Annotated in this window: 25 protein-coding genes; 10 read left to right on the forward strand and 15 right to left on the reverse strand. The window is 62.6% G+C overall.

The annotated features are described in order from the left end of the window. Positions 1-22: 22 nt before the first annotated feature. The 8 genes from puhA (at position 23) to NYQ83_RS02330 (ending at position 6514) form a co-directional block, all read left to right on the forward strand. Positions 23-787, forward strand: coding sequence for a photosynthetic reaction center subunit H (gene puhA / locus NYQ83_RS02295; protein ID WP_128293892.1), 765 nt, complete (start codon positions 23-25; stop codon positions 785-787). Continuing rightward, on the forward strand, positions 784-1449 hold the full coding sequence (gene puhB / locus NYQ83_RS02300; protein WP_261212045.1) for a photosynthetic complex putative assembly protein PuhB: 666 nt from the start codon (positions 784-786) through the stop codon (positions 1447-1449). The genes puhA and puhB overlap by 4 nt, the downstream gene beginning before the upstream one ends. Before the next feature lie 9 nt (positions 1450-1458). Then, positions 1459-1920: a photosynthetic complex assembly protein PuhC gene (gene puhC / locus NYQ83_RS02305; protein ID WP_261212046.1), complete on the forward strand. Its 462-nt coding sequence runs from the start codon at positions 1459-1461 to the stop codon at positions 1918-1920. Further along, the gene (locus tag NYQ83_RS02310) at positions 1917-2222 is read left to right on the forward strand and encodes a hypothetical protein (RefSeq protein ID WP_128293889.1); all 306 of its coding nucleotides are present in this window, start codon (positions 1917-1919) and stop codon (positions 2220-2222) included. Before puhC ends, NYQ83_RS02310 begins: the two co-directional genes overlap by 4 nt. Further along, a complete protein-coding gene (gene acsF, locus NYQ83_RS02315) occupies positions 2219-3286 on the forward strand; it encodes a magnesium-protoporphyrin IX monomethyl ester (oxidative) cyclase (protein ID WP_261212048.1) in 1068 nt (355 codons plus the stop codon). Before NYQ83_RS02310 ends, acsF begins: the two co-directional genes overlap by 4 nt. A gap of 12 nt (positions 3287-3298) precedes the next feature. After that, positions 3299-4198: a putative photosynthetic complex assembly protein PuhE gene (puhE, locus tag NYQ83_RS02320; RefSeq protein ID WP_261212050.1), complete on the forward strand. Its 900-nt coding sequence runs from the start codon at positions 3299-3301 to the stop codon at positions 4196-4198. 54 nt (positions 4199-4252) lie between these two features. Beyond that, on the forward strand, positions 4253-5464 hold the full coding sequence (gene hemA, locus NYQ83_RS02325) for a 5-aminolevulinate synthase (protein WP_261212052.1): 1212 nt from the start codon (positions 4253-4255) through the stop codon (positions 5462-5464). A 101-nt stretch (positions 5465-5565) separates the two neighbouring features. Continuing rightward, positions 5566-6514 (forward strand): IS630 family transposase gene (locus tag NYQ83_RS02330; RefSeq protein ID WP_261212054.1). Its coding sequence is split into 2 segments (ribosomal slippage): positions 5566-5901 and positions 5903-6514, totalling 948 coding nucleotides; the frame shifts between segments, so codons are not numbered across the junction. Positions 6515-7454: 940 nt separating this feature from the next. Here the strand turns inward: NYQ83_RS02330 and pufC are convergent. From pufC to NYQ83_RS02390, 12 genes are all read right to left on the reverse strand, one after another. Continuing rightward, the gene (gene pufC / locus NYQ83_RS02335; RefSeq protein ID WP_261212056.1) at positions 7455-8849 is read right to left on the reverse strand and encodes a photosynthetic reaction center cytochrome PufC; all 1395 of its coding nucleotides are present in this window, start codon (positions 8847-8849) and stop codon (positions 7455-7457) included. After that, positions 8846-9826, reverse strand: a complete 981-nt coding sequence (gene pufM, locus NYQ83_RS02340) for a photosynthetic reaction center subunit M (RefSeq protein WP_261212058.1) — start codon at positions 9824-9826, stop codon at positions 8846-8848. The genes pufC and pufM overlap by 4 nt, the downstream gene beginning before the upstream one ends. 15 nt (positions 9827-9841) lie before the next feature. Then, on the reverse strand, positions 9842-10666 hold the full coding sequence (gene pufL, locus NYQ83_RS02345; RefSeq protein ID WP_128293882.1) for a photosynthetic reaction center subunit L: 825 nt from the start codon (positions 10664-10666) through the stop codon (positions 9842-9844). Between the two features lie 126 nt (positions 10667-10792). Next, positions 10793-10978 carry a light-harvesting antenna LH1, alpha subunit gene (gene pufA, locus NYQ83_RS02350; protein WP_128293881.1) on the reverse strand — a complete coding sequence of 62 codons (186 nt, stop codon included), beginning with the start codon at positions 10976-10978 and terminating at the stop codon, positions 10793-10795. A gap of 12 nt (positions 10979-10990) precedes the next feature. Then, positions 10991-11215 carry a light-harvesting antenna LH1, beta subunit gene (pufB, locus tag NYQ83_RS02355; protein ID WP_261212068.1) on the reverse strand — a complete coding sequence of 75 codons (225 nt, stop codon included), beginning with the start codon at positions 11213-11215 and terminating at the stop codon, positions 10991-10993. Between the two features lie 131 nt (positions 11216-11346). Further along, positions 11347-11577: a hypothetical protein gene (locus NYQ83_RS02360; protein ID WP_128293879.1), complete on the reverse strand. Its 231-nt coding sequence runs from the start codon at positions 11575-11577 to the stop codon at positions 11347-11349. 81 nt (positions 11578-11658) lie between these two features. Beyond that, positions 11659-13116: a chlorophyllide a reductase subunit Z gene (gene bchZ, locus NYQ83_RS02365; protein ID WP_261212069.1), complete on the reverse strand. Its 1458-nt coding sequence runs from the start codon at positions 13114-13116 to the stop codon at positions 11659-11661. Next, positions 13116-14663, reverse strand: a complete 1548-nt coding sequence (bchY, locus tag NYQ83_RS02370; RefSeq protein WP_409976973.1) for a chlorophyllide a reductase subunit Y — start codon at positions 14661-14663, stop codon at positions 13116-13118. The genes bchZ and bchY overlap by 1 nt, the downstream gene beginning before the upstream one ends. Positions 14664-14801: 138 nt before the next feature. Beyond that, on the reverse strand, positions 14802-15815 hold the full coding sequence (locus NYQ83_RS02375; RefSeq protein ID WP_261212071.1) for a chlorophyllide a reductase iron protein subunit X: 1014 nt from the start codon (positions 15813-15815) through the stop codon (positions 14802-14804). Further along, positions 15812-16750 (reverse strand): chlorophyll synthesis pathway protein BchC, encoded by a 939-nt coding sequence (gene bchC / locus NYQ83_RS02380; RefSeq protein ID WP_092815002.1) that lies wholly within the window; start codon positions 16748-16750, stop codon positions 15812-15814. Before bchC ends, NYQ83_RS02375 begins: the two co-directional genes overlap by 4 nt. 93 nt (positions 16751-16843) lie before the next feature. After that, positions 16844-17989 carry an acetylserotonin O-methyltransferase gene (locus NYQ83_RS02385; RefSeq protein ID WP_261212073.1) on the reverse strand — a complete coding sequence of 382 codons (1146 nt, stop codon included), beginning with the start codon at positions 17987-17989 and terminating at the stop codon, positions 16844-16846. Between the two features lie 39 nt (positions 17990-18028). Further along, on the reverse strand, positions 18029-18901 hold the full coding sequence (locus tag NYQ83_RS02390; protein ID WP_128293875.1) for a polyprenyl synthetase family protein: 873 nt from the start codon (positions 18899-18901) through the stop codon (positions 18029-18031). A gap of 110 nt (positions 18902-19011) precedes the next feature. Here NYQ83_RS02390 and crtD point away from each other — a divergent pair, with 110 nt between their 5' ends. Both crtD and NYQ83_RS02400 read left to right on the forward strand, forming a co-directional pair. Then, entirely contained in the window at positions 19012-20553 is a 1542-nt protein-coding gene (gene crtD, locus NYQ83_RS02395) for a 1-hydroxycarotenoid 3,4-desaturase CrtD (protein WP_261212075.1), read from the forward strand. Continuing rightward, the gene (locus tag NYQ83_RS02400; protein WP_261212077.1) at positions 20493-21416 is read left to right on the forward strand and encodes a carotenoid 1,2-hydratase; all 924 of its coding nucleotides are present in this window, start codon (positions 20493-20495) and stop codon (positions 21414-21416) included. Before crtD ends, NYQ83_RS02400 begins: the two co-directional genes overlap by 61 nt. A 241-nt stretch (positions 21417-21657) precedes the next feature. Here NYQ83_RS02400 and NYQ83_RS02405 read toward each other — a convergent pair whose 3' ends face one another. Genes NYQ83_RS02405 through NYQ83_RS02415 form a run of 3 tightly spaced genes read right to left on the reverse strand, consistent with a single transcriptional unit; the run spans position 21658 to position 24387 of the window. Next, positions 21658-21816 carry a hypothetical protein gene (locus tag NYQ83_RS02405; RefSeq protein ID WP_164879672.1) on the reverse strand — a complete coding sequence of 53 codons (159 nt, stop codon included), beginning with the start codon at positions 21814-21816 and terminating at the stop codon, positions 21658-21660. A 38-nt stretch (positions 21817-21854) separates the two neighbouring features. Further along, positions 21855-22928 carry a phytoene/squalene synthase family protein gene (locus NYQ83_RS02410; protein ID WP_261212081.1) on the reverse strand — a complete coding sequence of 358 codons (1074 nt, stop codon included), beginning with the start codon at positions 22926-22928 and terminating at the stop codon, positions 21855-21857. After that, a complete protein-coding gene (locus tag NYQ83_RS02415) occupies positions 22894-24387 on the reverse strand; it encodes a phytoene desaturase (protein WP_261212083.1) in 1494 nt (497 codons plus the stop codon). Before NYQ83_RS02415 ends, NYQ83_RS02410 begins: the two co-directional genes overlap by 35 nt. Between the last annotated feature and the right edge of the window lie 3 nt (positions 24388-24390).

Raw genomic sequence — 24390 nt, forward strand, 5'->3', positions numbered from 1 at the left:
CCGTTGTCAATGGAGGTTATCAATGCCCGCCGGAGCACTTACTGGGTATATGGATGTGGCCCAGATGACGCTTTATGCGTTCTGGATCTTTTTTGCCGGTCTCATCATCTACCTTCGTCGCGAAGATAAGCGCGAAGGTTATCCGCTTGTTGCGGAACGCGGTGAGACCAATGACCGGATCGTCGGGTTCCCCGACGCACCGGCACCGAAATACTTCAAACTTCATGGCGGTGGCACGGCACAGTCCGGCCGCAGCGACGACCGCGACGTGCGTCTTACGCCGGCCGGCCCGTCGAACGGCGCACCGTTCCGTCCCGTCGGCAATCCGCTGGTCGATGGCGTTGGCCCGGCCGCCTATGCCGATCGTGCCCATGAGCCCGAGCTGACGCTCGATGGCGATCCGAAGATCGTTCCGCTCTCAAGCGACGAGAGCTTCTATCTCGATCCGAAGGATCCGGATCCTCGGGGCATGCTCGTCATCGCCGCCGATGGTGAAGTCGTGGGCAGCGTTGAAGACGTCTGGGTCGATCGTTCCGACGTGATGATCCGTTATCTCGAGGTCGCGCTCGATGGCGCCGGCACTGTGCTGGTTCCGTTCGTGATGACGAACCTCAACGCTCGCCAGCGTCAGATCCGCGTGAACGCGCTGGTTGCCAAGCAGTTCGCCGATGCGCCGCGTACGGCCAGCCCGAACAGCATCACCATGATGGAAGAAGACCGTATTCAGGGCTACTTCGCCGGTGGTACTCTTTACGCAACGCCGGCACGGCAGGAGCCGCTGCTGTGAACGAATACGAATCCGAGCCTATCCGCGGCCTGCCTCAGCGCTTGCCGAAGGGGGAACGGATCCTCTGGCAGGGGGAACCGCGCTGGGCAAGTCTTGCCCGGCGCCTTTTCTACCTTCCAACCCTCGTCGTCTATTTTGCTGTTCTTCTCGTCCTGCGGGCCATTCTGGCTCTCTCGGCGGGAGGAACGGTAAAAGACGCGATCCTGTCGGCGACCTGGCTTTTGCCGGTCGCCGCTCTCGCGCTCGTTATCCTCACCGTCTATGGCTGGCTGATAGCCCGCACCACGGTCTATACGATCACGGAGAAGCGTCTCGTCATCCGTAGCGGTGTCGTGCTGCCGATGACGCTCAACATCCCTTTCGTAGCGGTGGAATCGGCCGCGTTGCGGCTCTACGGACAGGGAATTGGCGACATTCCTCTCGTTCTTTCCCCAAAACACCGTGTCGCTTACTATGCTTTGTGGCCGCATGCCCGGCCATGGAAAATCAAGCAGCCTGAGCCCATGCTGAGGTCTGTTCCAGATGCCAAGCGCGTCGCTGAGATCCTGGCAGGCGCGCTCGCAGCAACCGCCGAACGTAGCGACGAAACGGCGGAAGCTGCCCCCGAGGCAGAGACTGATACGCACGCACAATGGTCATCGCACGCAAGTGCGGTGGCATAGGAGATCAAGGTGAGCGGCTTTACGAACACTGCGCCCTTTCCGCGAGGCCCCCTTCTGGCCGTGGCGGCGCTGCTGACGGTTTCGATCGTCCTTGCAGCCGTGAGCGCATTTGACCGTAGAGGCCACAGCACCGAGATGCCGGGGACGACGGCCGTGGAGGTGCGTCTTCTGCAATTCAGAGATCTGCCGAACGGAGGCGTCGGGATTTTCGACGCCTCCGACGGCAGCCAGATCGCCGTTGCCGCTCCCGGCACGAATGGTTTTTTGCGCGCGACCTTGCGCGGCCTCGCACACGAACGGGAACGTCGCGGCATCAGCCCCGACAGCCCCTTTCGTTTGACCTATTGGGACGACGGACAATTGTCGCTCGAGGATCCCTCGACCGGCCGGCTCGTCGCCCTTGAAGCTTTCGGACCGACGAATGCACAGGTCTTCGCCCGCTTCCTCTCCGAGACGAGGCATGCGCAATGATCGGCAATTGGGTCGGCGGACGCGAAGAGATCGAAGTGGAGTGCACCATCGAGGTGCAAAACACCTTCGAAAGCCTGCACGCTCATGTGGATCTCGATGGTGGCATCGAAATCCGCCCGGGCGATGCGGTGCGGGTCCATGGTGAGCCGATCACCGTCCCTTACGGCGAGACGGCTACGTTTCACCGCCGCGCGACGGTGGTGCGGGCGACCGCTCTGGAACGGCTTTGGACACGCATGACCGGTGACATGGAGTTCATGGAGCTCCTTGAGTTCAGCTTCTCTTCCGAAAGCAGGCTATGACGATCGAGACCCTCTCCCTCTCTCCGAACGACACGACCCTCAAGGCTCAAGAAAGCACGGTTTTGAGTCCGCGCTTTTACACGACGGACTTCGACGAGCTTGACGCCATCGATGTCAGTCACATTCGCCTCGAGTGGGACGCGCTCATCGCTGAGATGAAGAGCGACCCCAACAAGGGCCATTTCAAGCGCACAGAAGCCTGGGACGACGTGAAGCTCTCCGATCTGCCAGAGGATCTCCAGAAGGAGTTCGTCGACTTTCTCGTAAGTTCGCTCACGGCTGAATTTTCGGGCTGCGTGCTATATTCGGAAATGAAGAAGCGCGGCAACAACCCCGATATCTGCGAGCTCTTCCGCTATATGAGCCGCGACGAGGCGCGCCATGCGGGCTTCATCAACGACACGCTCAAGGATTTCGACATCGGCGTCGATCTTGGCTTTCTGACGCGCACGAAGAAGTACACTTTCTTCCGCCCGAAATTCATCTATTACGCGACCTATCTTTCCGAAAAGATCGGCTATGCGCGCTACATCACGATCTTCCGGCATCTGGAAAAGCACCCGGAGAAGCGCTTCCACCCGATCTTCAAATGGTTCGAGCAATGGTGTGACGACGAGTTCCGGCACGGTGAAGCCTTCGCTCTCCTGATGCGTGCGAACCCGGAGGTGACGCAGGGCCTCAACAAATACTGGGTGCGCTTCTTCGTGCTCGCCGTTTTCGCGACGATGTATGTGCGCGACCATGCCCGCCCTGCGTTCCACAAGGCTCTCGACATCGACCCGACGGAATATGATTTCACGGTCTTTCGGATCACGTCGGAAATCAGCAAGCAGGTCTTCCCGCTGACGCTCGACATCGACAATCCCCGCTTTCGCGTCGGCCTCGAAAGCCTGCGGCAGGCGAGCGAGAGAATGGCGGCCGCCAAACGCAAGGGCGGCCTCGTCGGCGGCCTGCAGCAGCTCTTCCATGGCGCCGGCGTAGGGGTCGCCATCGCCCGTCTTTATTTCCTGCCGGTCAAGGACAATGCCCCGCCGGCCGAGAGCCGGCTCGTTCCGGCCTGGTAGGGAGGCATCAGAGTGTCGCTCTACGCTCTGCCCATCGTCTTCGCGTTGTTTGCCTGGTGGTTCTCGACGGGAGCGATTCTGTATCTCGACGGCCTGCCCCGGCGAACGTTTCGCTGGAGTCTTGCCGGCGCGACGGTTCTGCTCGGCGCGGCCTTTTACGGCCTGGCGGTCTCCAGTCGGGATGCGAGTGTCTCGGGCGCCTTTATCGCCTTCACCTGCGGCCTGACCGCGTGGGGCTGGCATGAGATCAGCTTTCTCATGGGATACGTCACCGGGCCGAGAAAGAGCCTGTGCCCGAGCGACATTTCAGGCTGGAAGCGTTTCCTCTTCGCCGTCCAAACGATTCTCTACCACGAGCTCGCCATCTTCCTTTCGGCGGCCGTGATCGTCACCCTCACCTGGGGCGGCCCCAACCAGCTTGGGACCGGCATTTTCTTCCTCTTGTGGGGCATGAGGGCCAGCGCCAAGCTCAATCTCTTCCTCGGAGTGCGCAACCTCTCCGAGCAGTTCCTGCCCGACAGCCTCGCCTATCTGAAGAGCTTCATGGTCAAGAAGCCGATGAATCCGCTCTTCCCTATCTCCGTTACAGTTGCAACGGTGATCACCGTGTTGTTTGCACAGCGCGCCATCGCCGATGTTGCGAGCCCCTTCGAAGCAACCGCCTATACCTTCCTCGCCACACTGATGGCGCTCGCCGTCCTGGAGCACTGGTTCATGGTGCTGCCGCTGCCGGCTGAAGCGCTGTGGAAATGGGGGCTGCGGACACATGAGGTGCAGCAGCCCAAAGACGAGACTTCACGGGCGCGGCCGTCGACGCCCTTTTCGGCGCGGACAGCCGCAGCATTGCCCGGCAGCCGACTGCGCGCGCAGCCGGCCTTGAGCACGTATGGCGCGTCACCGCCGGGGGAATAATCGGGAGCGATCGGGATGGCACGCGAGGTCAGCGCGGATTTGGGGAGGCGATCCATGGATTACGAAAATTTCTTTCGGCAGGAACTCGAGGCGTTGCGCCACGAAGGTCGCTACCGGGTCTTCGCCGATCTTGAGCGTCATGCGGGCGAGTTTCCGCGCGCCACGCATTACCGCGAACGCGGCCGGGCCGAGGTGACCGTCTGGTGCTCCAACGACTATCTGGGTATGGGCCAGAACTCTCTGGTTATCGATGCCATGCATCTCGCGCTCGATCGCTGCGGCGCGGGCGCGGGCGGCACACGCAACATCTCAGGTACCAACCACTATCACGTGCTTCTGGAGAACGAGCTCGCCGACCTGCATGGCAAGGAGAGCGCCCTCGTCTTCACCTCAGGCTACGTCTCCAACTGGGCCACGCTTTGCACACTTGCCGCGAAGCTGCCGGGCTGCGTCGTCCTGTCCGACGCCAAGAACCACGCCTCAATGATCGAGGGCATCCGCCACAGCCGCGCAGACCGCATGATCTTCGCGCATAACGATCCGGAAGATCTCAACCGCAAGCTCGCCGAGATCGACCCGGCTCGGCCCAAGCTCGTCGCGTTCGAATCCGTTTATTCGATGGATGGCGATATCGCGCCGATCGCCGAGATCTGCGACGTCGCCGATGCGCATGGAGCCATGACCTATCTCGACGAGGTCCACGCCGTCGGCCTCTACGGCCCGCGCGGTGGCGGCATCTCCGAGCGTGACGAGGTGGCCCATCGTCTGACCGTTATCGAGGGTACCCTCGCCAAGGCTTACGGCGTCATGGGGGGCTATATCGCAGCCTCGACAGCCCTCTGCGACTTTATTCGCAGCTTTGCCTCCGGCTTCATCTTCACGACCGCTCTGCCGCCCTCCGTCGCGGCGGGTGCACTCGCCTCCATCCGGCATCTGAAAGCGAGCGAGGCCGAACGCGACAGACAGAAGGAGCGCGTGGCGACGGTTCGGCGTCGCCTGGACGAGATCGGCGTGCCGCACCTCATGAACGAGAGCCATATCGTTCCGGTGATGGTGGGCGACGCCGTTTTGTGCAAGCAGATCAGCGATCGGCTTCTCACGCAGTACGGGATCTATGTGCAGCCGATCAACTATCCGACCGTCCCGCGCGGCACGGAGAGGCTGCGTGTCACGCCCTCGCCGCTTCATTCCGACTGGGACGTCGACCGCCTCATCAACGCCTTGAAAGCGATATGGTCCGAGATCGGCCTCGAACGCGCCGCCTGACCTTTCCTAGAGCATGTCATTCGGGTTCTGAATCGGAATTGGGATTCCGTTGAGGAAGCAAATCTGATTCAAGCTGCATGCTGGGTCGGAGGCCGGCATGCATGACCAGAGCTTATTCCATTGATCTGCGTGAACGTGTCGTTGCGGCTGTGAAGGCGGGGGAAGCGGTTCGATCTGTCGCCGCCCGCTTCGATGTTGCCGTCTCCTCGGTGGTGAAGTGGCATCAGCGCTATCGGGCGACCGGCTCGGTGGCTCCGTCCCGGCGTGAGGGGCCCCGCGTGTTCGTCCTCGACGCGCACCGCGCTGTGATCCTGGATGCGATCGCCACGACACCGCATCTGAGCGTGCGCAAGCTGCAGGCGATGCTGGCCGATCGGGGCGTGTCGGTCTCCCACCATGCGGTCTGGCAGTTCCTGAAGCGCGAGGGGCTGAGCTTCAAAAAAAACGCTGTTCGCCCTGGAGCAGGCGCGAAGGGACATCGCCCGCCGGCGTGAGCGCTGGAAGAGCTGGCAGGCCCGGCTCGATCCGAAGCGCCTGGTGTTCATCGACGAAACCTGGATCAAGACCAACATGGCTCCGATCCGGGGATGGGGGCCGAAGGGCAAGCGCCTGCGCGGCTATGCCCCGCACGGCCACTGGCGCACCATGACCTTCCTCGGGGCCTTGCGCTGCGACGGGCTCACCGCACCCTGCGTCTTCGACGGCCCGATCAACGGCACCTCGTTCCGCGCCTATGTCGAGCAGGTGCTCCTGCCTACCCTCCGGCCCGGCGACATCGTCGTCATGGACAACCTCGGCTCCCACAAGGCCGCCATCATCCGCCAGACCATCAGGTCTGCTGGCGCGCGCCTCTGGTTCCTGCCGCCCTACTCCCCCGACCTCAACCCGATCGAGCAGGCCTTCTCAAAGGTCAAACACTGGATGCGCATGGCCCAGAAACGAACCATCGACGACACCTGGCGCCACATCGGACACCTCGTTCAGACCATCGCCCCTCAAGAATGCGCCAACTACCTGCGCAACGCCGGATACGCTTCCGTCACAAAATGACAGGGTCTAGTCGCAAGTCTGTCAAAGCGCCGGCCCCTCGCCGGCGCTTTTTTTTGCGGCCGGCCGAGATGTAACCTGCCGGACGGGAGCGAGCCGTGTCCCGGCTCTTTCGGCACTCTCCGGCAGATCGCGGACCACGCCCATCTGAGGCTTGCCCTCACCCGATTGGACAGTTGCACCTCTGGACCGGACCGTCCTCTGTGTCGTCGCCCACGCCCCCGTCCGCAGCCTTTGATGCCGTCGTTACCCTTTTTGAAGAATCACTTGCCCGGAACTGCTCACGTCTTGATTCACGTTTGGCGACGCCCCTGGCGCGTTCTCTGTGCCGCTTAGGGGAGAAACTTCAAAGATTGATTCAAGTGATCGCCTCGCGCCAAGCGGTGCCCCTCGCGTGATCCGGCAGGCAATCCGCACGGTTCGCCGTTTCCTGACACGGCACCTGCGACCACGAATGCATGCAACGGGACGCCTCGCTAAAAGCGGCGTCAGCGCCCGCGGTCCGATCGCCAAAATTGTCGCGTTCGCGCAGAACGCCTCACGTGCAGCCTGCGAGCAACACTCAGCCCCGTCCTCTTATAACTGAGCCACATGATGGCGCCTCTCAAGCGCGCCGCAGAGTTACGCTCCGCCCACCACGACTCCGGCCATTGGCTCCGTCGTGATGGCTGGGTGCGTCATGGGCCGCCTGGGGCTCCTCTCGCAATTTCGGGGATCTTCGCCGCCAAGGACGACAACCTCGGCAATTCTTGCACGTTCCGGAACGGCCTCGGAGATCGGACGATCCCGCTCTATGCCGCCCTTCCCGATCTTCACGTCGCTTGAGCTCAAGCTGCGCTTTTGGCTGCTGGCTCGGTCCCGCCGGAAATCGAAACAAAAAAAATCCGGGAGATGAGACATCTCCCGGATCGAGGTTGAGGAGGCGTCCGAAGACGCCGCCGTCTTACTGATTTTGCTGCATCTGCTCCATCTGCTGGCGCATCTGCTGCATCTGCTCCATCTGCTGCTGCATCAGCTGCATCTGCTGCTGCATCAGCTGCTGCTGCGGCGTCATCTCGCCAGACGGGGCCTGCTGGGCCGGCTGCTGAGCCTGCGGCTGAGCCGGCTGCTGTGCCTTCGGCTGTTGAGCCTGGGGCTGCTGAGCCGGGGCCTTGGGCTGAGCCGGCTGCTGCGCCTTCGGCTGCTGAGCCTGGGGCTGCTGAGCCGGAGCCTGAGGCTGGGCCGGCTGCTGGGCCTGGGGCTGCTGAGCCTCTGGCTGCTCTGCCGGAGCCTGGGGCTGCTCAGCCGGGGCCTGGTCAGGGGAGACCTGAGCGGAAATCAGCTCAGGATAATCCTGGACCATCGGCGCACCGCCAAGCGGCTTGGGCTCGCCCTGATGGCAGGTCGCGCAGTTCGCCTTGGGAGCGTCTCCCGTCGGGCCGAGGCGCATCGCCGGATATTCCGGCTGCAGCGGCACGAGGTAGTTCGCATTGAGATCGCGCACCAGGTCAAGGCCGTGGAAGGCCGTGAGCCGCGGCGGGCTGCTCTCATTCCAAGACATGAACGACCGGCTGTCATGGCAGTAGGTGCAGTTCACGCCAAGCGCGTCAGACAGATGGATCATCAGCGCATAGGTGTCTTCCGTATCCTTGATGCTCGCGCCGAGGCCGCTGCCCTTAGCCGGGAGAGCAGTCGTCGGAACGATACGAGGATTGGACGGACCGGTCAGGAACACATCCGACGGGTTGGCAGCCATTGACGTCAGGCCGGCAACTTCGTTCGCGTGGTTCTGCCCGTTCGGGCTGTAGCCTGCATAGACTGCCTTCGTGGGAGCCTCGTCCTTGAACCAGATCTCGGTCGGGACAGGGTTGCCGCGGTGGCAAGTGTAGCAGGTCACACCCGTCTGGGCGACGTGGTTCGTCCAGTCGGAATTGATGTGGCGCGTCATCTCAAGCATGCGACGCGACACGATCTTGGTGTAAGGCCGCTCGGCGGCCAGGTCGTTTTCATCGTGGCAGTAGGCACAGCCCTGTTCCGGCGACACCCACTCCGTGATCACGGTCATGACGCGCAGGAACTGCTCTTCCGAAAGGTCACCGAGAACATGAACGTTCTCATAGACTTCCGAGGCGCGGGGACCTTCAGCCGAAACCGCTGGGAACGGATCGGGGATCTGGTCCGCCGCCTTGCGCAGATCCTCAACAGACTTGATCTGCTGCATGCCGGTGCCGCGGTAACCCAGCTGCGTACCCTGTGCCAAAGGCCAGATATGATCCGGCTGCGGCAGATTAAGGGTGAACAGCAACAGGCCGCCAACTAGCACGCAGAATGCAACGGCCATTTTCATCGTGAAGGTCATTGCGCCCCTCCTGACATAAGAGCCGGATCCTGAATGGCGTCAAAGACCTGCGGATAGGCGGGAACGATCCCGTGCTTGATACCCCACAGGAACCAGTTGTCGACAACCGTACCCGTGAGAAGCATGCCGATACCGCCGGTGATCGGGCAAAGAACCGCAAACCACCAGGCCCAGCGATGGATGGATTCCATGGTGGCATTGAAGCCCATGGTCCAGCGCCAGAAGAGCGCGGCGCGTTCCGCTGCAGTACCGCGATCCACGACCTGCTCAGCTTCCCGGTCGCCGCCGAAGCGGCCCACGGCCAGGATCGTCGCGCCATGCATGGCGAACAGAAGAGTCGCGCCATAAAGGAAGACGATCGAGAGCATGTGGAACGGGTTGTAGTACAGATTACCGTAGCGGATCGAGAAAGCCGCAGTCCAGTCGAGGTGCGGGAAGATGCCGAACGGAACAGCCTCAGACCAGCTGCCAAGAAGCAGCGGGCGCAAGAAGCCGATCACAATCATCAGCCAGATCGCCGCCATGAACGCCCAGGCAACGTGCGTGCCCATACCGAGCGCGGTAGCCCGGCGGTACGTGCGCACCCACCAAAGAAGAACCGACGTCGTCATAAAGAAGCCGGCCATCTGCCACCAGCCGCCCTGGTCGAGCGGACACAGCACGCAGAAACCAAGCTCGGCAGGCGGCGGCTCAAGCGCGAGCCACGGCAGTTGGCGCACGAATTCAATCGGGCTCCAGTTCACCGAGGCCAGCATATTGAGACCGACGATCTCAAAGGCCAGGAAGCCGAAGATCAACGAAGCGACACCGGACAGCCCGAGATAGACGGGTCCGATCTGTGCGTCGCCGATCTTGCCTAGCCAATAGGAGACAATCGGCTGTCCTGCCCGACCGGTAGCAGAGCCAGCGACCGGGACACCGGCGTAGACAGGTCCGTGGACCTGCACCCGGTTAAAGATGTTTTGGTACTCAGCCATAATAGTCCCCCTGCCCTAGCTCCAGATCGGGAGGTTGAGCCACCAACCCCACCATTCGGGCCATCCGCGGGTCCAGAACGGACCGCTGATGACGATGCAGACGGCACTCCAGAACGCTGCTGACAGCGCCAGGAACAATCCCAGACGATGCACGCCGAGCGAACCGATGGAGTAGCCCACCACATCACGGAAGAAGGTGTTCTCGTGCTCCGGGCCTTTGACGGCCTCACCAGGCTGCGGGTTGACGGCGGAAAGGATCACGCCTCCGTGCAACGCCAACGCGAGCGTCGTCGCGAAGAAGAAGCTGACGGCGATCATGTGAGCCGGATTGTAGTGGAAGTGCAGGTACTGGTACCCGACGTTCGACACCCAATCGAGGTGGCTCATGATGCCATAAGGAAAACCGTGCCCCCACGCACCCATCAACACGGGCCGGATGACGACCAACGTGAAGTAGGCAAAGACCGCAAAGCCATAGGCAATAGGAATATGATAGCCCATGCCAAGCTTGCGGGAGATTTCGACCTGACGCAGAGCCCAGGAAACAAATGCGCCCAGGGCGCAAATGGTAATGAGCTGCCAAAGCCCGCCCTCGCGGAGCGGCGCCAAGCCTAAGCCATAAGAAAGATCTGGCGGAGCAATACTGATCTGCCAGATGTTCCAGGTCGGTCCCAGCGCCGCGCCCCAGAGAATGAGCCCGGTGCCCAACGCTGAGAAGAAGACCGTCGTTACGCCAAAAAAGCCGACGTAAAGCGGCCCCACCCAAAAGTCGAAGAGATCCCCTCCGACTAGCGTACCGCCACGAACGCGATACCTCTTTTCAAAGCTGAGCATCGCCATTGCTCAATCCTCCGGTCAACGAGACGAGGAGCGAAGTCGCTCCTGCGTGAAGATGGCAGCGGGCTGAAAATCCCAGCGGACTGGAACCCAGTCCGCTGCCATTCGCAAAACCTTCCGTCTCGTCGATTAGGCGAGCGGCGTGATCAGCTCGACCTGGCTGGTCTGCGCCGGGGCCGTCGAAGCGCCCTGCATCCAGTTGAACCGGTCGGTGCTCAGCAGAATGAAGTGAATGAGCAGAGCCAGCACGAACAGGAACGTGAACAGCGCGACCAGCATGCGACGCGGATCGAACAGGAGCCAAACTTTCCACATTTCTCTCTCCCCCTATGCGAGAGTTGACAGGAGCGCCGAAGCGGTCGTCGGCAGGTCTTGAAGGAACGCGTAGCCTTCCGGCCCCGGGATCCAAGGACGCCACATCCAAGCAAGAATGTGAGCGACAATTGCCACGGCGACAAAGACCATGAAGCTGGTCATGAACACACCGTGAAATTCGCGAGCCTCGCCTTCCGTCAGACCCGACAGCGAGACCGGCCTATCGATTTCAGCCATTGATCTACCCTCGTTAAAATCAGCCTTTCGGCCGTTACCGCGCACCTCCCGCGCGGCAGGGAATGGTCACGACACGAAAGCCGTGACACATCTCCGCCCAGCAATGCCGGACGAATTCCAGCGAATGCGCCTTAGCGCATAAAAGCGAATGGGATCGTCGTGTTGGCCGCGACGCGCGCCTCTTCAATCACCGACCGGCGACCATTCGGTCCCGGCGAGAAAGGACGCCATTGCGGCGGCAGAAGCCGCGCAATCATGCAAACGACCAGGAAGAAGGCGAAGCTCACCATCACGATGAGACGGAAATCGCGCTCTTCTTTGGACCGCAGCAGCGCTACGTTCGATTTTTCGATTGCAGCCATATGCCTCTCCACATCAAACTCTTCGGACAGCGCGCCCCCGCGCCAGTCCGGTTAAGATTTCGTGCTGCGGATGACCCCCCGTCATACGAGCTGATCTTCTTTTAGACCGGTCGCAGCCCTACGAACACATGCTATGGTGACGCGGGGCGTGCCGACGCGCCTGGCTTCGCGCTCAGCCTGATCGCGCAGCTTCTTCGCTGCAGAGATACGGATCAGAACCGGCTGCGATTCCACCAATGAATCCAATGATTTCTTGGCATCGTCATCCCACGGCAGCTCATCATGGAGCCGCGAAGGCGTCGCATCGATCTCGTCAAGGTCTTTTGCGAGGGGCAAAATGTGGAAGAGTGCGTCGAAAAGCGCATTGCACACTTCCTGAACGAGATACGTCGCACCCGAATAGCCCATGAACGGCGTGCCTGTGTGGCGCCGGATGATAGCTCCCGGGAACGAGGCCGGAATGTAGACGCTGCGCGCGCCGATTTCGGCCAGATACATGCGTTCGTTGTAGCTGCCGAACAGAACGAGCGGCGTCTTCTCCTTGACCGATTCGCGCACCGATTCGTTGTCGGGCTTGACGCCCGCGCGGCGCGAAAAGGCAAAGGCGCAAGGCAGGCCCATTTCCGATTCGAGGAAGTGGCGCACGCCTCGCGCATAGGTCTCGTTCGCGACGATGGCGAAGCTCGCCGTGCCGAAGAAATCTTGAGTGACGGAGCGCCACAGATCCCAGATCGGCTTGATCGTCGTGTGTTTTTCGCGCGCGATAAAGGGTTCCGGGTCAAGACCCAGAAGCTCGCCCAGCGCGCGCAGGAATTTCGTCGTCGAATGCAGCCCGATCGGCGCCTGCAGATAGGGCTTTTCCAGCGCCTCACAGAGGAGCCTGCCGAACTCGCGGTACATGCAGATGTTGACGTCCGCGTCGACAAGCCGGCCGACCTCGGAGATATGGCTGCCCATCGGGAAGACCATATTCACTTCGGCACCAATCCCCTCCACCAGTCGCCTGATTTCGGCGAGGTCGGAGGCCATGTTGAACATGCCGTAGATCGGACCGATGATGTTGACCCGCGGCTTGTCGCCTTCCTTGCGGGCGCGCGCCTTCGGCATCTTGCCCTTCTTGGCGCCAAACTGATTCCAGAGCCACGTCATCGCGCGGTCGGCGCTCTGCCATTGGTCTTCATCGATCGTACGCGGCAGAAAGCGCTGGAGATTCGTCCCCTCCGGCGTCACACCGCCACCGATCATCTCGGCAATCGAACCTGTCACCACGACTGCAGGGAGCGCGGGATCGAGCGTTTCATGCGCCCGACGCATCGCGCCTTCCGTTCCGGTCTGGTTGAGATTTTCTTCAGACAGCCCGGTGACGACGATTGGCAATTCGTGCGGCGGCAACGCATCGGTGTAATGCAGGACCGAGGTGACCGGCAGATTCTCACACCCGACAGGGCCGTCGATGACAACTTGGAGCCCTTTGATCGCGGTAAAGACGTAGACGGAGCCCCAATAGCCGCCGGCGCGATCGTGATCGAGGACCAGCATCAGACCACCGATTCCGCGACCCGTTTCGGGTCTGCGGCCTTCCGAGCTTTCTCCGCCTTGGCAAGTTCCTTGCGGCGGAAATCTGAATGGTCGGCGGGAATCTCTTCCCACAAGCCGGCGCTATCGCCGTGGCCGACGCCCTCAAAGAACTCGCGCATCTCGTCGAAGCGAGCCTTGTTGCCGATCGCAGCGTTGACGACCTGCGCAAGCGAGCCGGCGCCCGCGACACCGAACAGCGGCCGCGCCGAAATGAGGTTGGTGAAATAGAGGCCCGGGATCGCCATCTCCTTCGCCTTCTGCACGACCGGTGTCGTGCCGATAGCGAGGTCCGGCCGAAATTCCTCGACCGCGGCAATGTCCTTTTCAAGCGACGCGCGGTATTCGACGTGAACGCCGCGGGCCTCGAGCCATTCGCGGTCGGCAGCCGAATAAGGTGTCTTCGGGCAGGCGGTGCCGACATAGGGCACATCCGCCCCGCTCTCGAGGAGAAGCCGCGCGACAAGAAGCTCAGAGCCTTCGTAGCCGGAGAGCGTCACGCGCCCTTTGATCGGAGCATTCGCCAGCGCGCCCTTGATCATCGGCAGGAAGCGATTCTTCGTCCGGTCGACACAGTCGCGGGAAATGCCACACGCCTCGCCGATCGCGTCGAGCCAGGCGGCCGTTCCATCATGGCCGATCGGTGCGGAGCCGACGATCGGGCGCCCCGCTTCCTGAAACTCTCGGATGCTTGCCGTATAGAACGGATGAAGCGCGGCGACCGCGGCACAGTCGAGCGCGGCATAGAGCTCGCGCCATTCGCGTGTCGGCACAACCGGACCCGCGGCAAGACCGAGCGGCTCCAGCATCATGCCAAGACCCACGGGATCGGCCGGGAACATTTCGCCAAGAAGCGTCACGGTCGGCTTGTCGCTCGGCCCGCCACGCGGCGCCTGAACGGGACCAAGCTCCGCCTCGGTGCGTGCATAACGTAGCATGGCACCCGAGAGAACGTCTTTCGCCTCTGCATGGGTCGGCACGCCGAATCCCGGCACATCGATGCCAATGATGCGCACACCGTTGATTTCTTTCGGCAAAAGCCTGAGCGGCACGCCGGAAGCCGTCGGCACGCAGAGATTGGTGACAATGACGGCGTCGTATTTCTCGGGATCCGCGAGCTTATGGACGGCTTCACGAATGTCCTCGAAGAGCTTGCCGGTGACGAGCGTCTCCGAATCGAAGGGGACGTAGCCGACGGTCCGCCGCGCGCCATAGAAGTGCGAGACGAAGCTCAGACCATAGACGCAGCACGCGGAACCTGAGAGGACCGTCGCCGTGCGACGCATTCTCAAACCGACGCGCAGCGAGCCGAAGGCTGGACACATCGATTGCGGCTGGTCGTGAGGACCCTTCGGATAATCGGCGGCGTAACGTTCGAGAACCTCGCTCTGGCCGGCTTTTTCGGCTGCAGCGCGCATTTCGGCCTGACCGCCGTGGCAACCAAGGCCGTCCCCTTCTGGAGACGGAGCGTTCGAGGGGCTTTTCGTCATGTTTTCACCTGGAGCGGGCATACCGGTCCCGGACGCCGCGGCGAGATCATTCGCCATCGGCGCGGCAGCGGCACCGTCGTAGACGACTTCCGTCGCCTTGCGGTCCCCACCTTTCCGGTCTTCGGTATCTGCCATCGTCTTAGCCCCCCAAGACGGCTGTCACACTGTGTCGTATATCACTTCGAGCGACGGTTTCTCTTGGGCAGCTTTGCCGCACATGTCTTCCATGGTGGCTGGCTCCAAGACCACGTCGCGCCCGACCTCGTCGCTCTTGAAGAGACCGAGAAGATCCTCCTGGCTGAGCGGATCCGGCCGCATCGGAGGTGCCTCAGCGACATTGGTCGCGAGCCCTTCGAAAAGCGGCGCCCATTGCGTACCGGGGCGTCCGACGATCTGATAGGCAGCGCTCTTGCGCCTGATGTCTTCATCCGCAGGGATGGCGGCAAGAATCGGGATGCCGACCTTCTCGGCAAAGGCGGCCGCTTCCCCGGTCCCGTCATCCTTGTTGATCACCATGCCGGCCACGCCGACATTGCCGCCGAGCTTGCGGAAGTAATCGACCGCGTTGCAGACGTTGTTGGCGACGTAGAGCGATTGCAGATCGTTGGAGCCGACGACGATGACCTTCTGGCACATGTCGCGGGCGATCGGCAGACCGAAGCCGCCGCAAACCACGTCGCCCAGGAAATCGAGCAGGACGTAATCGAACCCCCAATCGTGGAAGCCGAGTTTTTCCAGAAGCTCAAAGCCATGGATGATGCCGCGACCGCCGCAGCCACGCCCGACTTCCGGACCGCCGAGTTCCATGGCGAAGACGCCGTCGCGCTTGAAGCAGACGTCGCCGATTTTGACCTCTTCGCCGGCGGCTTTCTTGACCGCCGAGGTCTCGATAATCGTCGGGCAGGCGCGCCCACCGAACAGCAGCGAGGTCGTGTCGCTCTTCGGGTCACAGCCAATCAGAAGAATCCTCTTCCCCTGCTGCGCCATCATGTACGAGAGGTTGGCGAGCGTGAAACTCTTGCCGATGCCGCCCTTTCCGTAGATGGCGATAATCTGGGTCTCGCGTGTTACGGGACCCGTTGCAACCGGATCAGGCTCGATCGCCGCCTCGTCCCGCAGATAGTCTTGCATTCCACGGCGGCTGGGGCCTGGCGCGTTGACGTCAAGGGTCATGCAGCTCTCCAATCCAGAATCATCTTGAGACAGGCGGCGTCGCCAAATGCGGTTCGATAGGCGCCGTCGGCGTCCTGCGCCGGGCAGCGATGCGTGATCAAACCGTCGAGCGACAGGCGCCCCGTTTCCACCAATTCCTTGACCGCCACCAGATCCGGCTCGCGCCATTCGGCCGCGACGCGCAGTCGCGCCTCACGCAAGAACGCCGGCGGGAAGGTGAAAGACAGCGGTGCGGAGTAGAAACCGGCGAGAACGATCTCACCGCCGGGAGCAAGACGCGCAATGAGCCGATCCAAGATCGTCGAATCCCCGCTCACGTCATAGATCGCGCGATAATCCTGTCGGACATCCTTGTCCGGATCGATGGTGACATAGCCGAGCGCACCCTCCGCGCGTTCGGCGTTGCGCTCCCAGACAACGGGCGGCTCGGCATCGAGCGCCACGGTGACGCGCGCCAGAAGACGTCCGAGAACGCCGTGGCCGATGATCAGATCCGGCTTTCTCGCCCCTTCGGCCGCGATCGCGTGATATGCGGTCGCGGCCAGAGCAAGCAACGTCCCCCGCTCGCCAAGATCTTCCTTGATGGTGATGGCCCGCGCCGCCGGCACGATCAGCCGCTTGGCGGCGCCACCGAAAAGACTGCGTACGTCGGCAAAGCTACGCGACCCCGGCACGAAGACCCGCTCGCCAATTCTGGCGCGAGCCCCCTCGCCTGCATCGCTCACCCGTCCAACGGATTCATATCCGGGGACCAGCGGATATCCCATGCCCGGGAAGTCCGGCATCCGCCCCGACCAGAGCAAACGCTCCGTTCCCGTCGAGATGCCGCTCCATTCCACATCCACGACAACGTCGTCCGCGCCAGGCGTCACAAGCGCGACTTCCTTGAGAGCAAGATGCTCAGGCTGTTCCAGAACGACGGCGAGAGTGTTCAAACCGGCCTCTCCTAAATGTGTGTTCACGCTTCTGTTTTGGCGCGATTTATGGAGTGTAAGTCTAGCTTGACCCACCAATACGTCAAGCTAGATTTACACAGTCGCCCCATCACGGAAGGCGACCAAAGCGCGCGCCAGAACCGGGGTCGGCGTTCCAAGCTGCTGCGAACGCGCAAAACCCGCCTCCCGCAACATGGCCTGAAGCTCGCCGACCGAACGCGGCCGACCGCTGCCCATGGCGAGCAGATAGAAGCCGAAATAAGCCTCCGCAGCGGCATCCCGGCCCGGCACCGGGGCCATCGGTTCTGCGATCAACAGCATGCCGTCGCGTGGCAAGGCAGCGTGCGCGGCTCGCAAAAGCGTCATCACCGACGCATCGTCGTGATCGTGCAAGATGCGTACGAGCGAAATGACATCGGCACCAAGCGGCAGAGGGTCGCGCAGGAAATCCCCGCCGACGGCGGCGGCGCGCTGGCCCAGCCCCGCCTGAGCGAAGCGCGCTTCGGCACGGGCGGCGACGCTCGGCAGATCGAACAGCATCAACTGAAGATCGGGGGCCCGCTTCGCCACTTCCATCAGGAAAGTGCCGTCGCCACCGCCGACATCGAGGAGACGCCGCCGTGTGGCGAGCGCATTCGTCGCCAGCACCTCCTGGGCGATCATAGCCTGCGAGGCGCCCATCAAGGCTGTGTATTCGTCGATCGCTTCCGCTGGCAGAGCGCGCGGATCGTCGGCCTCGGCATAGGCCCAGTATCGGGCAAGCCGCTTCTCCTGCGCCTCGCCCCGCAACAGGGCCACCGGATCTGCGAGATCGGCATAAAGATGCGCATGGTGCTCGACCATCGCGGCAACACCCGGATTGTCGAGCATGGCAGCGCCGAGGGTGCCAAGACCGTAACGCGCCTCGCCGCGAACGGAGACGAGCCCCAAAGACGCGGCGGCCCGCAGAAGCCGGCGCGCCTCGCTCTCCTCGAGCTTCAACCGTCTGGCGAGCGTTGCGAGATCCTGGGGCCCCTCGGAAAGAATCCGAAACAGGTCGAGCCGCACGCAGGCGAAAAGGACCTGCGAATAAACGAACCCCGCGCAGAGATCGAAAAGCGAACGCGCATTGTGCTGCGCAACCGGCCGCGTCAGGAGATTGCGCGAGGCGCGCTCGCGAAACTCCTTGCTCCCAACCAAACGGTCCCGCAGGGCGTAGACCCGGTCGAGTACCGATGCGCGCAGTTTCGAGGCCTTCATCTTACGGCCGACCCGGTTGCCTTCGATTTTTTCGCCGGCTCAGGCGGCGACGCGATCGGAGAGCTGTTTCGGTACGAGCCGCGTCGATTCCGACATCACGAGCGCTTTGAGCTCGTCGGACCCCTGACACTCCGGGATCGAGGCAACCGCGCCCTTCACGAGATCACGCAGGCGCTCCATGGCTCCGGCGAGACCGAGCTGAACGACCGCACTCGGGCGCCCCAGAGCAATATCCCGACCGACCGGCTTGCCGTTGTCTTCCTCGGCAGCGACTGCATCACCGATGTCGTCGGCGACCTGATAGGCCTCCCCAAGGCGATCACCGAGCGCGCGCCACGGCGCCGGATCGGCGCCCGCGGCAAGAGCGCCAGCAGCGGTCGCAGCCACGAAGAGCGACCCCGTCTTCGCCCGCTGATAATCGGAGACAGACACCCGCGGCTCGCTTTCCCACGCCTGACCGGCGATAATTCCGGTCGGCATGCCGACCGAGCGGGCGAGTGTCAAAGTGAGACCGGCGAGCCGCTGAGGGGCGCAGGCTCCTGCCCGCGCCAGCGTCTCAAAAGCAAGAACGATGAGAGCGTCGCCAGCAAGAACCGCCAGCGGCTCGCCGAAGGCACGGTGGACCGAAGGACGGCCACGCCGCAATTCTGCATCGTCGAAGCAAGGAAGGTCGTCGTGAACAAGCGACGCGCAATGGAAGAGTTCGATCGAGGCCGCTGCCGCATTGGAAAGATCAGGCTCGTCGTCGCCGCAGGCATGCGCAACGGCAAGACAAAGCCGAGGACGGATACGTGCGCCGCCCGGAAACACAGAATAGCGCATCGCCTGCGCCAATTGTGGCGGGGCCCCTGGTGCTTCGGCATAGGCCACAGCCATGTCGAGCGCCTGCTCGATGCGGACCAAGGCTTCCATAACGCCCCCCTTCGCGCTGTCTGTAAGTCCCTATTGTCACAGGGAGTGTCAATTACGATGGACAGATGCTAGCCTGAAGTCAACAAAGTCATGTAGGAGTAAATGTCGCGGTGGGCAGCGAACGGGTGGTGATCGTCGGGGCCGGGATCGGGGGCCTTGTGGCGGCCCTCATCCTTTCTGCCAAAGGCTGCGCCGTGACGATCGTGGATAAAGAAAACGCGCCTGGCGGCAAGATGCGAGAAGTCGCAGCCGGAGGCCGCCGGATCGACGCAGGTCCGACCGTGTTCACGATGCGAGGTCTCTTCGAGGAGATCGTCGCAGATGCTGGTGTCAGTCTCGGCGATGCGCTTTCGCTTAAACCCTTATCGATCCTCGCCCGTCACGCCTGGAGCGCGGAGGAGCGTCTCGACCTCTTCGCCGACATCGACGAAAGCGCCGAAGCGATCTCAGCTTTTGCCGGCCCCGAAGAAGGGCGCGGCTATCGCCGCTTTTGCAAGCGGGCCAAACGCATCTTCGAAACGCTCGACGAACCTTTCATCCGCACGCCACGGCCGAGCGTCGAAAGTCTCGTTCGCGGTGTCGGTCTCTTCGGCCTACCGGGGCTCATGCAGATCAGCCCGTTCACGACAATGTGGCAAGCACTCGGTGACTACTTCAAAGATCCGCGCCTCAAGCAGCTCTTCGGCCGTTACGCCACCTATTGCGGTTCCTCGCCGTTTTCGTCACCCGCCACCTTGATGCTGATCGCCCATGTCGAACAGGAGGGCGTGTGGCTGGTCGATGGCGGCATGCACGAAGTGGCGGAAACCTTCGCCCGCCTCGCGGAGGCCAAGGGCGCGCGGTTCCTCTATGAGAAGACGGTCACGGAAATCCTTTCCGCCGGAGGACGAGCAACAGGGGTCGCTCTTGCGTCGGGCGAACGCCTGGAAGCCGATGCCGTCATCTTCAACGGAGATGTCGCAGCGCTTGCGGCAGGGCTCGCCGGTGAGGCTTCTCGCCGCGCCATCAGCCTCCCTACCTCGGCCGAACGCTCCCTCTCTGCCATCACCTGGGCGATGACGGCGGAGGCAGCGGGCTTCCCACTCATTCGCCACAACGTATTCTTTTCAAACGATTACGAGGGCGAATTCGAGCGCATTTTTAAAGCCGGACGGCTGCCAGACGTTCCGACAGCCTATCTCTGCGCACAAGATCGCGACGACAGCGCGGCCTCTGCCGCGACTGGACCTGAGCGCCTGTTTTGCCTCATCAACGCACCAGCGCGCGGCGACAGCGCGCCCCTCACCGACAGCGAGATCGCGGCATGCGAGACACAGACGTTCCAACTCATGGAAAAATGCGGCCTGACGATCAAACACAGCGCAGAGGCGACGGTGATCACGACGCCACAGGGATTCAATCGGCTTTTCCCGGCGACGGGGGGAGCCCTCTACGGTCAGGCGTCACACGGGTGGAAGGCGTCGTTCGAGAGGCCGGGGGCACGAACAAAGCTGAAGGGGCTCTATCTGGCCGGGGGCAGCGTGCATCCGGGAGCGGGCGTTCCGATGGCGGCGCTGTCGGGCAAGATCGCCGCCACGAGCCTGATGGACGATTGTGCTTCGACACGACGGTCCCGCCCCGCGGCTATCGCTGGTGGTACGTCGATGCGCTGAGCGAGGATGGTCGCCAGGGGCTGACCATCATCGCCTTCATCGGCTCCGTCTTCTCACCTTATTACGCATGGGCGCGGGACCGCGGCGAGACGGATCCCAGAGATCATTGCGGATTGAACGTCGCCTTGTACGGCGACGGCGGCAAGCGCTGGTCGCTCACCGAACGCGGCCGCGGGCGCCTGCAGCAGGGTCCTGATGCACTCGTCATCGGACCGAGCGCGCTTTCGTGGGACGGGCAAACGCTCACGATTCGCATCGACGAGACCACCGTGCCGATCCCCACAAGCCTGAAGGGTAAGGTGAAAATCACCCCGCATGCGGTGACCCCGGGCCCCTATCAGCTCGACGAGGCGGGCAAGCACTTCTGGTGGCCCATCGGACCTTGCGGCCATGCAGAGGTGGAGATGGAAAAGCCGTCGCGCGTCTGGCAGGGCGAGGCGTATCTTGATTCCAACTGGGGCAGCGAACCGCTGGAAGACGGTTTTCGCCAGTGGGACTGGTCGCGCTCCGCGCATCCAGAAGGCGCTGCGATCCTCTACGACATGCAGCGGCGGCAGGGAGGCAACAAGACCCTGGCGCTTCTCTTCGACCGTGAAGGCAATGCCCGGGATTTCGACGTCCCCGCCCCCGCTCCGCTGCCTTCGACGCTCTGGCGCGTTGCGCGCAGCACGCATTGCGAAGTCGGCAGCGAGGCGCGTGTGCTCGACACGTTCGAGGACACGCCGTTCTACACCCGCTCTCTCGTGGCGACGCATCTGGCAGGCGCCCCGGTCAAAGCCGTGCACGAAAGCCTGTCGCTCGAGCGCTTCAAAACTAGATGGGTGAAGATGCTGTTGCCCTTCCGCATGCCGCGGCTGCGCTGAGCGTCAACGCAGAAAAAGGGGCCGGCGACGAGCTTGTCGCCGGCACTGCCGATGCGGCCTACCGCGGCCGGCGGCTCTTCATTTTGTAGACGATGAAGACGATCGCCAGCGCGATCAGGCCGCCGAGCGTCATCAACGTCAGCGACGGCAACAATGCCATTTCACCCATTTTCCTCTCCCTGCTCTTCGTGAAGGTTTCACCAAAGGCCTGGCGCGCGCGGGGAACAGCGGCCGATATCGCTCAGCGCGGCGGCCGCCGGTCGAGTGCCTGCTTGCTCTCTTCCTCAAGCTTCGCTTGCCTGTCCGCGCGGCGCACTGAAACAATCTGCCAAATGCCGAAGACGAGGACGCCGCCGAAGAAAAAAATGAGTTCGGTCAGGACGATTGTCGTTGCGTCCATGCTCTCCCCCGAGGCAAAGATGGGCAGCCACAGCTGCCCTAGAGGCGAATACGGCCTGTCGCTTCCCTCTCGTTGAGCTGGGCGAAGAGGTCGATCACCCATTCTGCCTGCTCGCCGAAGCCACGCCGCCGAACCGCCATCTCCCGGAAGGGATAGGCTGACGAGGCAGCGGCCGCTTCCACCAGGAAGCGGGTTTCCGGAAGCGGTGCGAACACCAGATGCTCCTGTGCCGATCGACCTGCCGCGCAGCACGCAAGCAGAAAGGCCTTTCGGGAGGCAGGAACGACGGTGCGGCTCGACACCGAATCGAGTCCCCTGCGCTCGAGCTCACGTCCGATCTCGGCATAAAGATAACACGCGGCCCTGATGGCTGGCCGGCATCGCCACGGCAACCGTGCGATGCCGCTCGCAGCACGCAGGTAAAGCACGTCGGCATAATCGAGGAGCCGTTGAATGACGCTGCCGAGCTCGGGAGAGAATGTCGGGTTATCCAGCCAGAGATCGGGATCGATGCCAGCCTGGTGCATCCACTCGAGCGGCAGATAGATGCGGCCTGCGCGCGCATCCTCGCCGACATCGCGCGCGATATTCGTGAGCTGCATTGCCACGCCGAGATCACAGGCGCGCGCCAGGACCGGATAATCGCACTCGCCCATCAGCACCGTCATCATGGCGCCGACCGTGCCGGCGACACGTGCCGCATAAGCGTTGAGCTCGCCGATCGTCTCGTAACGGCGCCCCTCGACGTCCCAAGCAAAACCGTCGAGCAACGCTTCCGGCAGCGCACGCGGCAGGCCGTAGCATAGAACCATCTCGGCAAAGGCACGGTCCGCTGGAACGGCCGCGGGGCGGCCCGCATAGGCCGCATCGAGCCTGGCACGCAGACGGTCGAGCGCCTCCGCCTTGCCGTTCGACAGATCCACGGCATCGTCGGAAAGGCGGCAGAAGCCATAAAGCGCATAAGCGGGCGCGCGCACCGTCGGAGGGAGAAGAAGCGATGCCGCAAAAAAAGTGCGCGAGCCCGTGCGAATGAGCTCGCGACAGGCGGCGTGATCGGCGGGTGTGGCCAGGCGTTGCTCAGGCCAGTGCGGCAGCATCAGGGACGACCTCATCGAGAATTCGGGCGGAAGAGAGAACACCCGGCAGTCCGGCTCCTGGATGCGTACCTGCACCCACGAGATAAAGCCGGTCCACCTCTTCGCTCTTGTTGTGAGGACGGAACCAGGCGCTTTGCGTGAAAACCGGTTCCAGCCCGAAGGCGGCGCCATTGAGCGACAGGAGCCGATTGCGGAAGTCCAAAGGTGTCGTCATGCGCGAACTGACGACATGCGATTTGAGGTCCGGCAAGACGGTCTTGCTCAGGTGCTCTTCGATCGTCTGGCGATAAGCTTCCGCTTCCGTATGCCAGTCCGTGTTGCCGCCGAGATGCGGAACCGGCGAGAGCACGTAAAACGCGTCGCATCCAGCAGGCGCCAGCGAAGGATCCGTCGCCGTCGGCCGGTGCAGGTAGAGACTGAAATCTGGCGCAAGACGCTTCTTGTCAAAGATGTCGCTCAGCAATTCCCGGTAGCGCGGGCCGAGGAGGATCGTGTGATGCGCGACGTCTGGATAGGTGCGATCGGTGCCGAAATACCAGACGAAGAGGCTCATCGAATAGCGCGCACGATCGATCTTTTCGTTGGTCCAGCGACGCCGCTTCACGCTGCGCAAGAGCTTGCGATACGTGAAGGCCGAATCCGCATTGGAGACGACGACATCGGCGGCGATCGTCTCTCCCGAGGCGAGACGCACGCCACAGGCGCGCCCATTTTCGACCAGGATCTCGTCGACCTCGGCATTGAGACGGATGTCGTTGCCCTGATGCTTAACCAGGCCTGCCATCCCTTCGATGAGGGCGCCCGTTCCGCCCATGGCGAAATGCACCCCCCAATGCCGCTGCAGGAAGGTGATCATGGCGTAGATCGACGTGGTCCGGAAGGGATTGGCGCCGATGAAGAGCGGATGGAAGGACAGCGCGATGCGCAGGCGCTCATCTTTCACATAGCGCGAGACGCAGGAATAAACGCTGCGGAAACTCTGGAGCCGCACGAAGTCCGGCAGCACCTTTGCCATATCGAGCAAGGAGCCGAAGGGCACATGCGCAAGTTGTTCGAACCCGACGCGGAAGATCGCCTCGCTCTCGGCCATGAAACGGTCGTAGCCTTCTACGTCCTCCGGAGAGATGCGCGCCACTTCCTTGCGCATGACATCAGGATCGGAAAACTCTTCGAACGTCGTGCCGTCGGCAAAAATCAGCCGATAGAACGGGCTCAATGACTTCAGCGTGATGTCGTCGGCAAACTCGCGTCCGGCGAGGCGCCAGAGTTCCTCGAAGAGAAACGGCGCCGTGACGATCGTCGGCCCGGCGTCAAAGGTGAAGCCGTCCTGGCGAAAGACATAGGCGCGACCGCCCGGCTGATCGAGCTTCTCGAGAACCGTTACGCGGTATCCTCGAGCACCGAGACGGATGGCTGCAGCAAGACCACCGAAGCCGCTGCCAATGACGATCGCATGCGGGCGACGCTCCGCCATCTC

Origin of the sequence: Afifella sp. JA880 (assembly GCF_025379905.1) — a bacterium.
Lineage (GTDB): Bacteria > Pseudomonadota > Alphaproteobacteria > Rhizobiales > Afifellaceae > Afifella > Afifella aestuarii.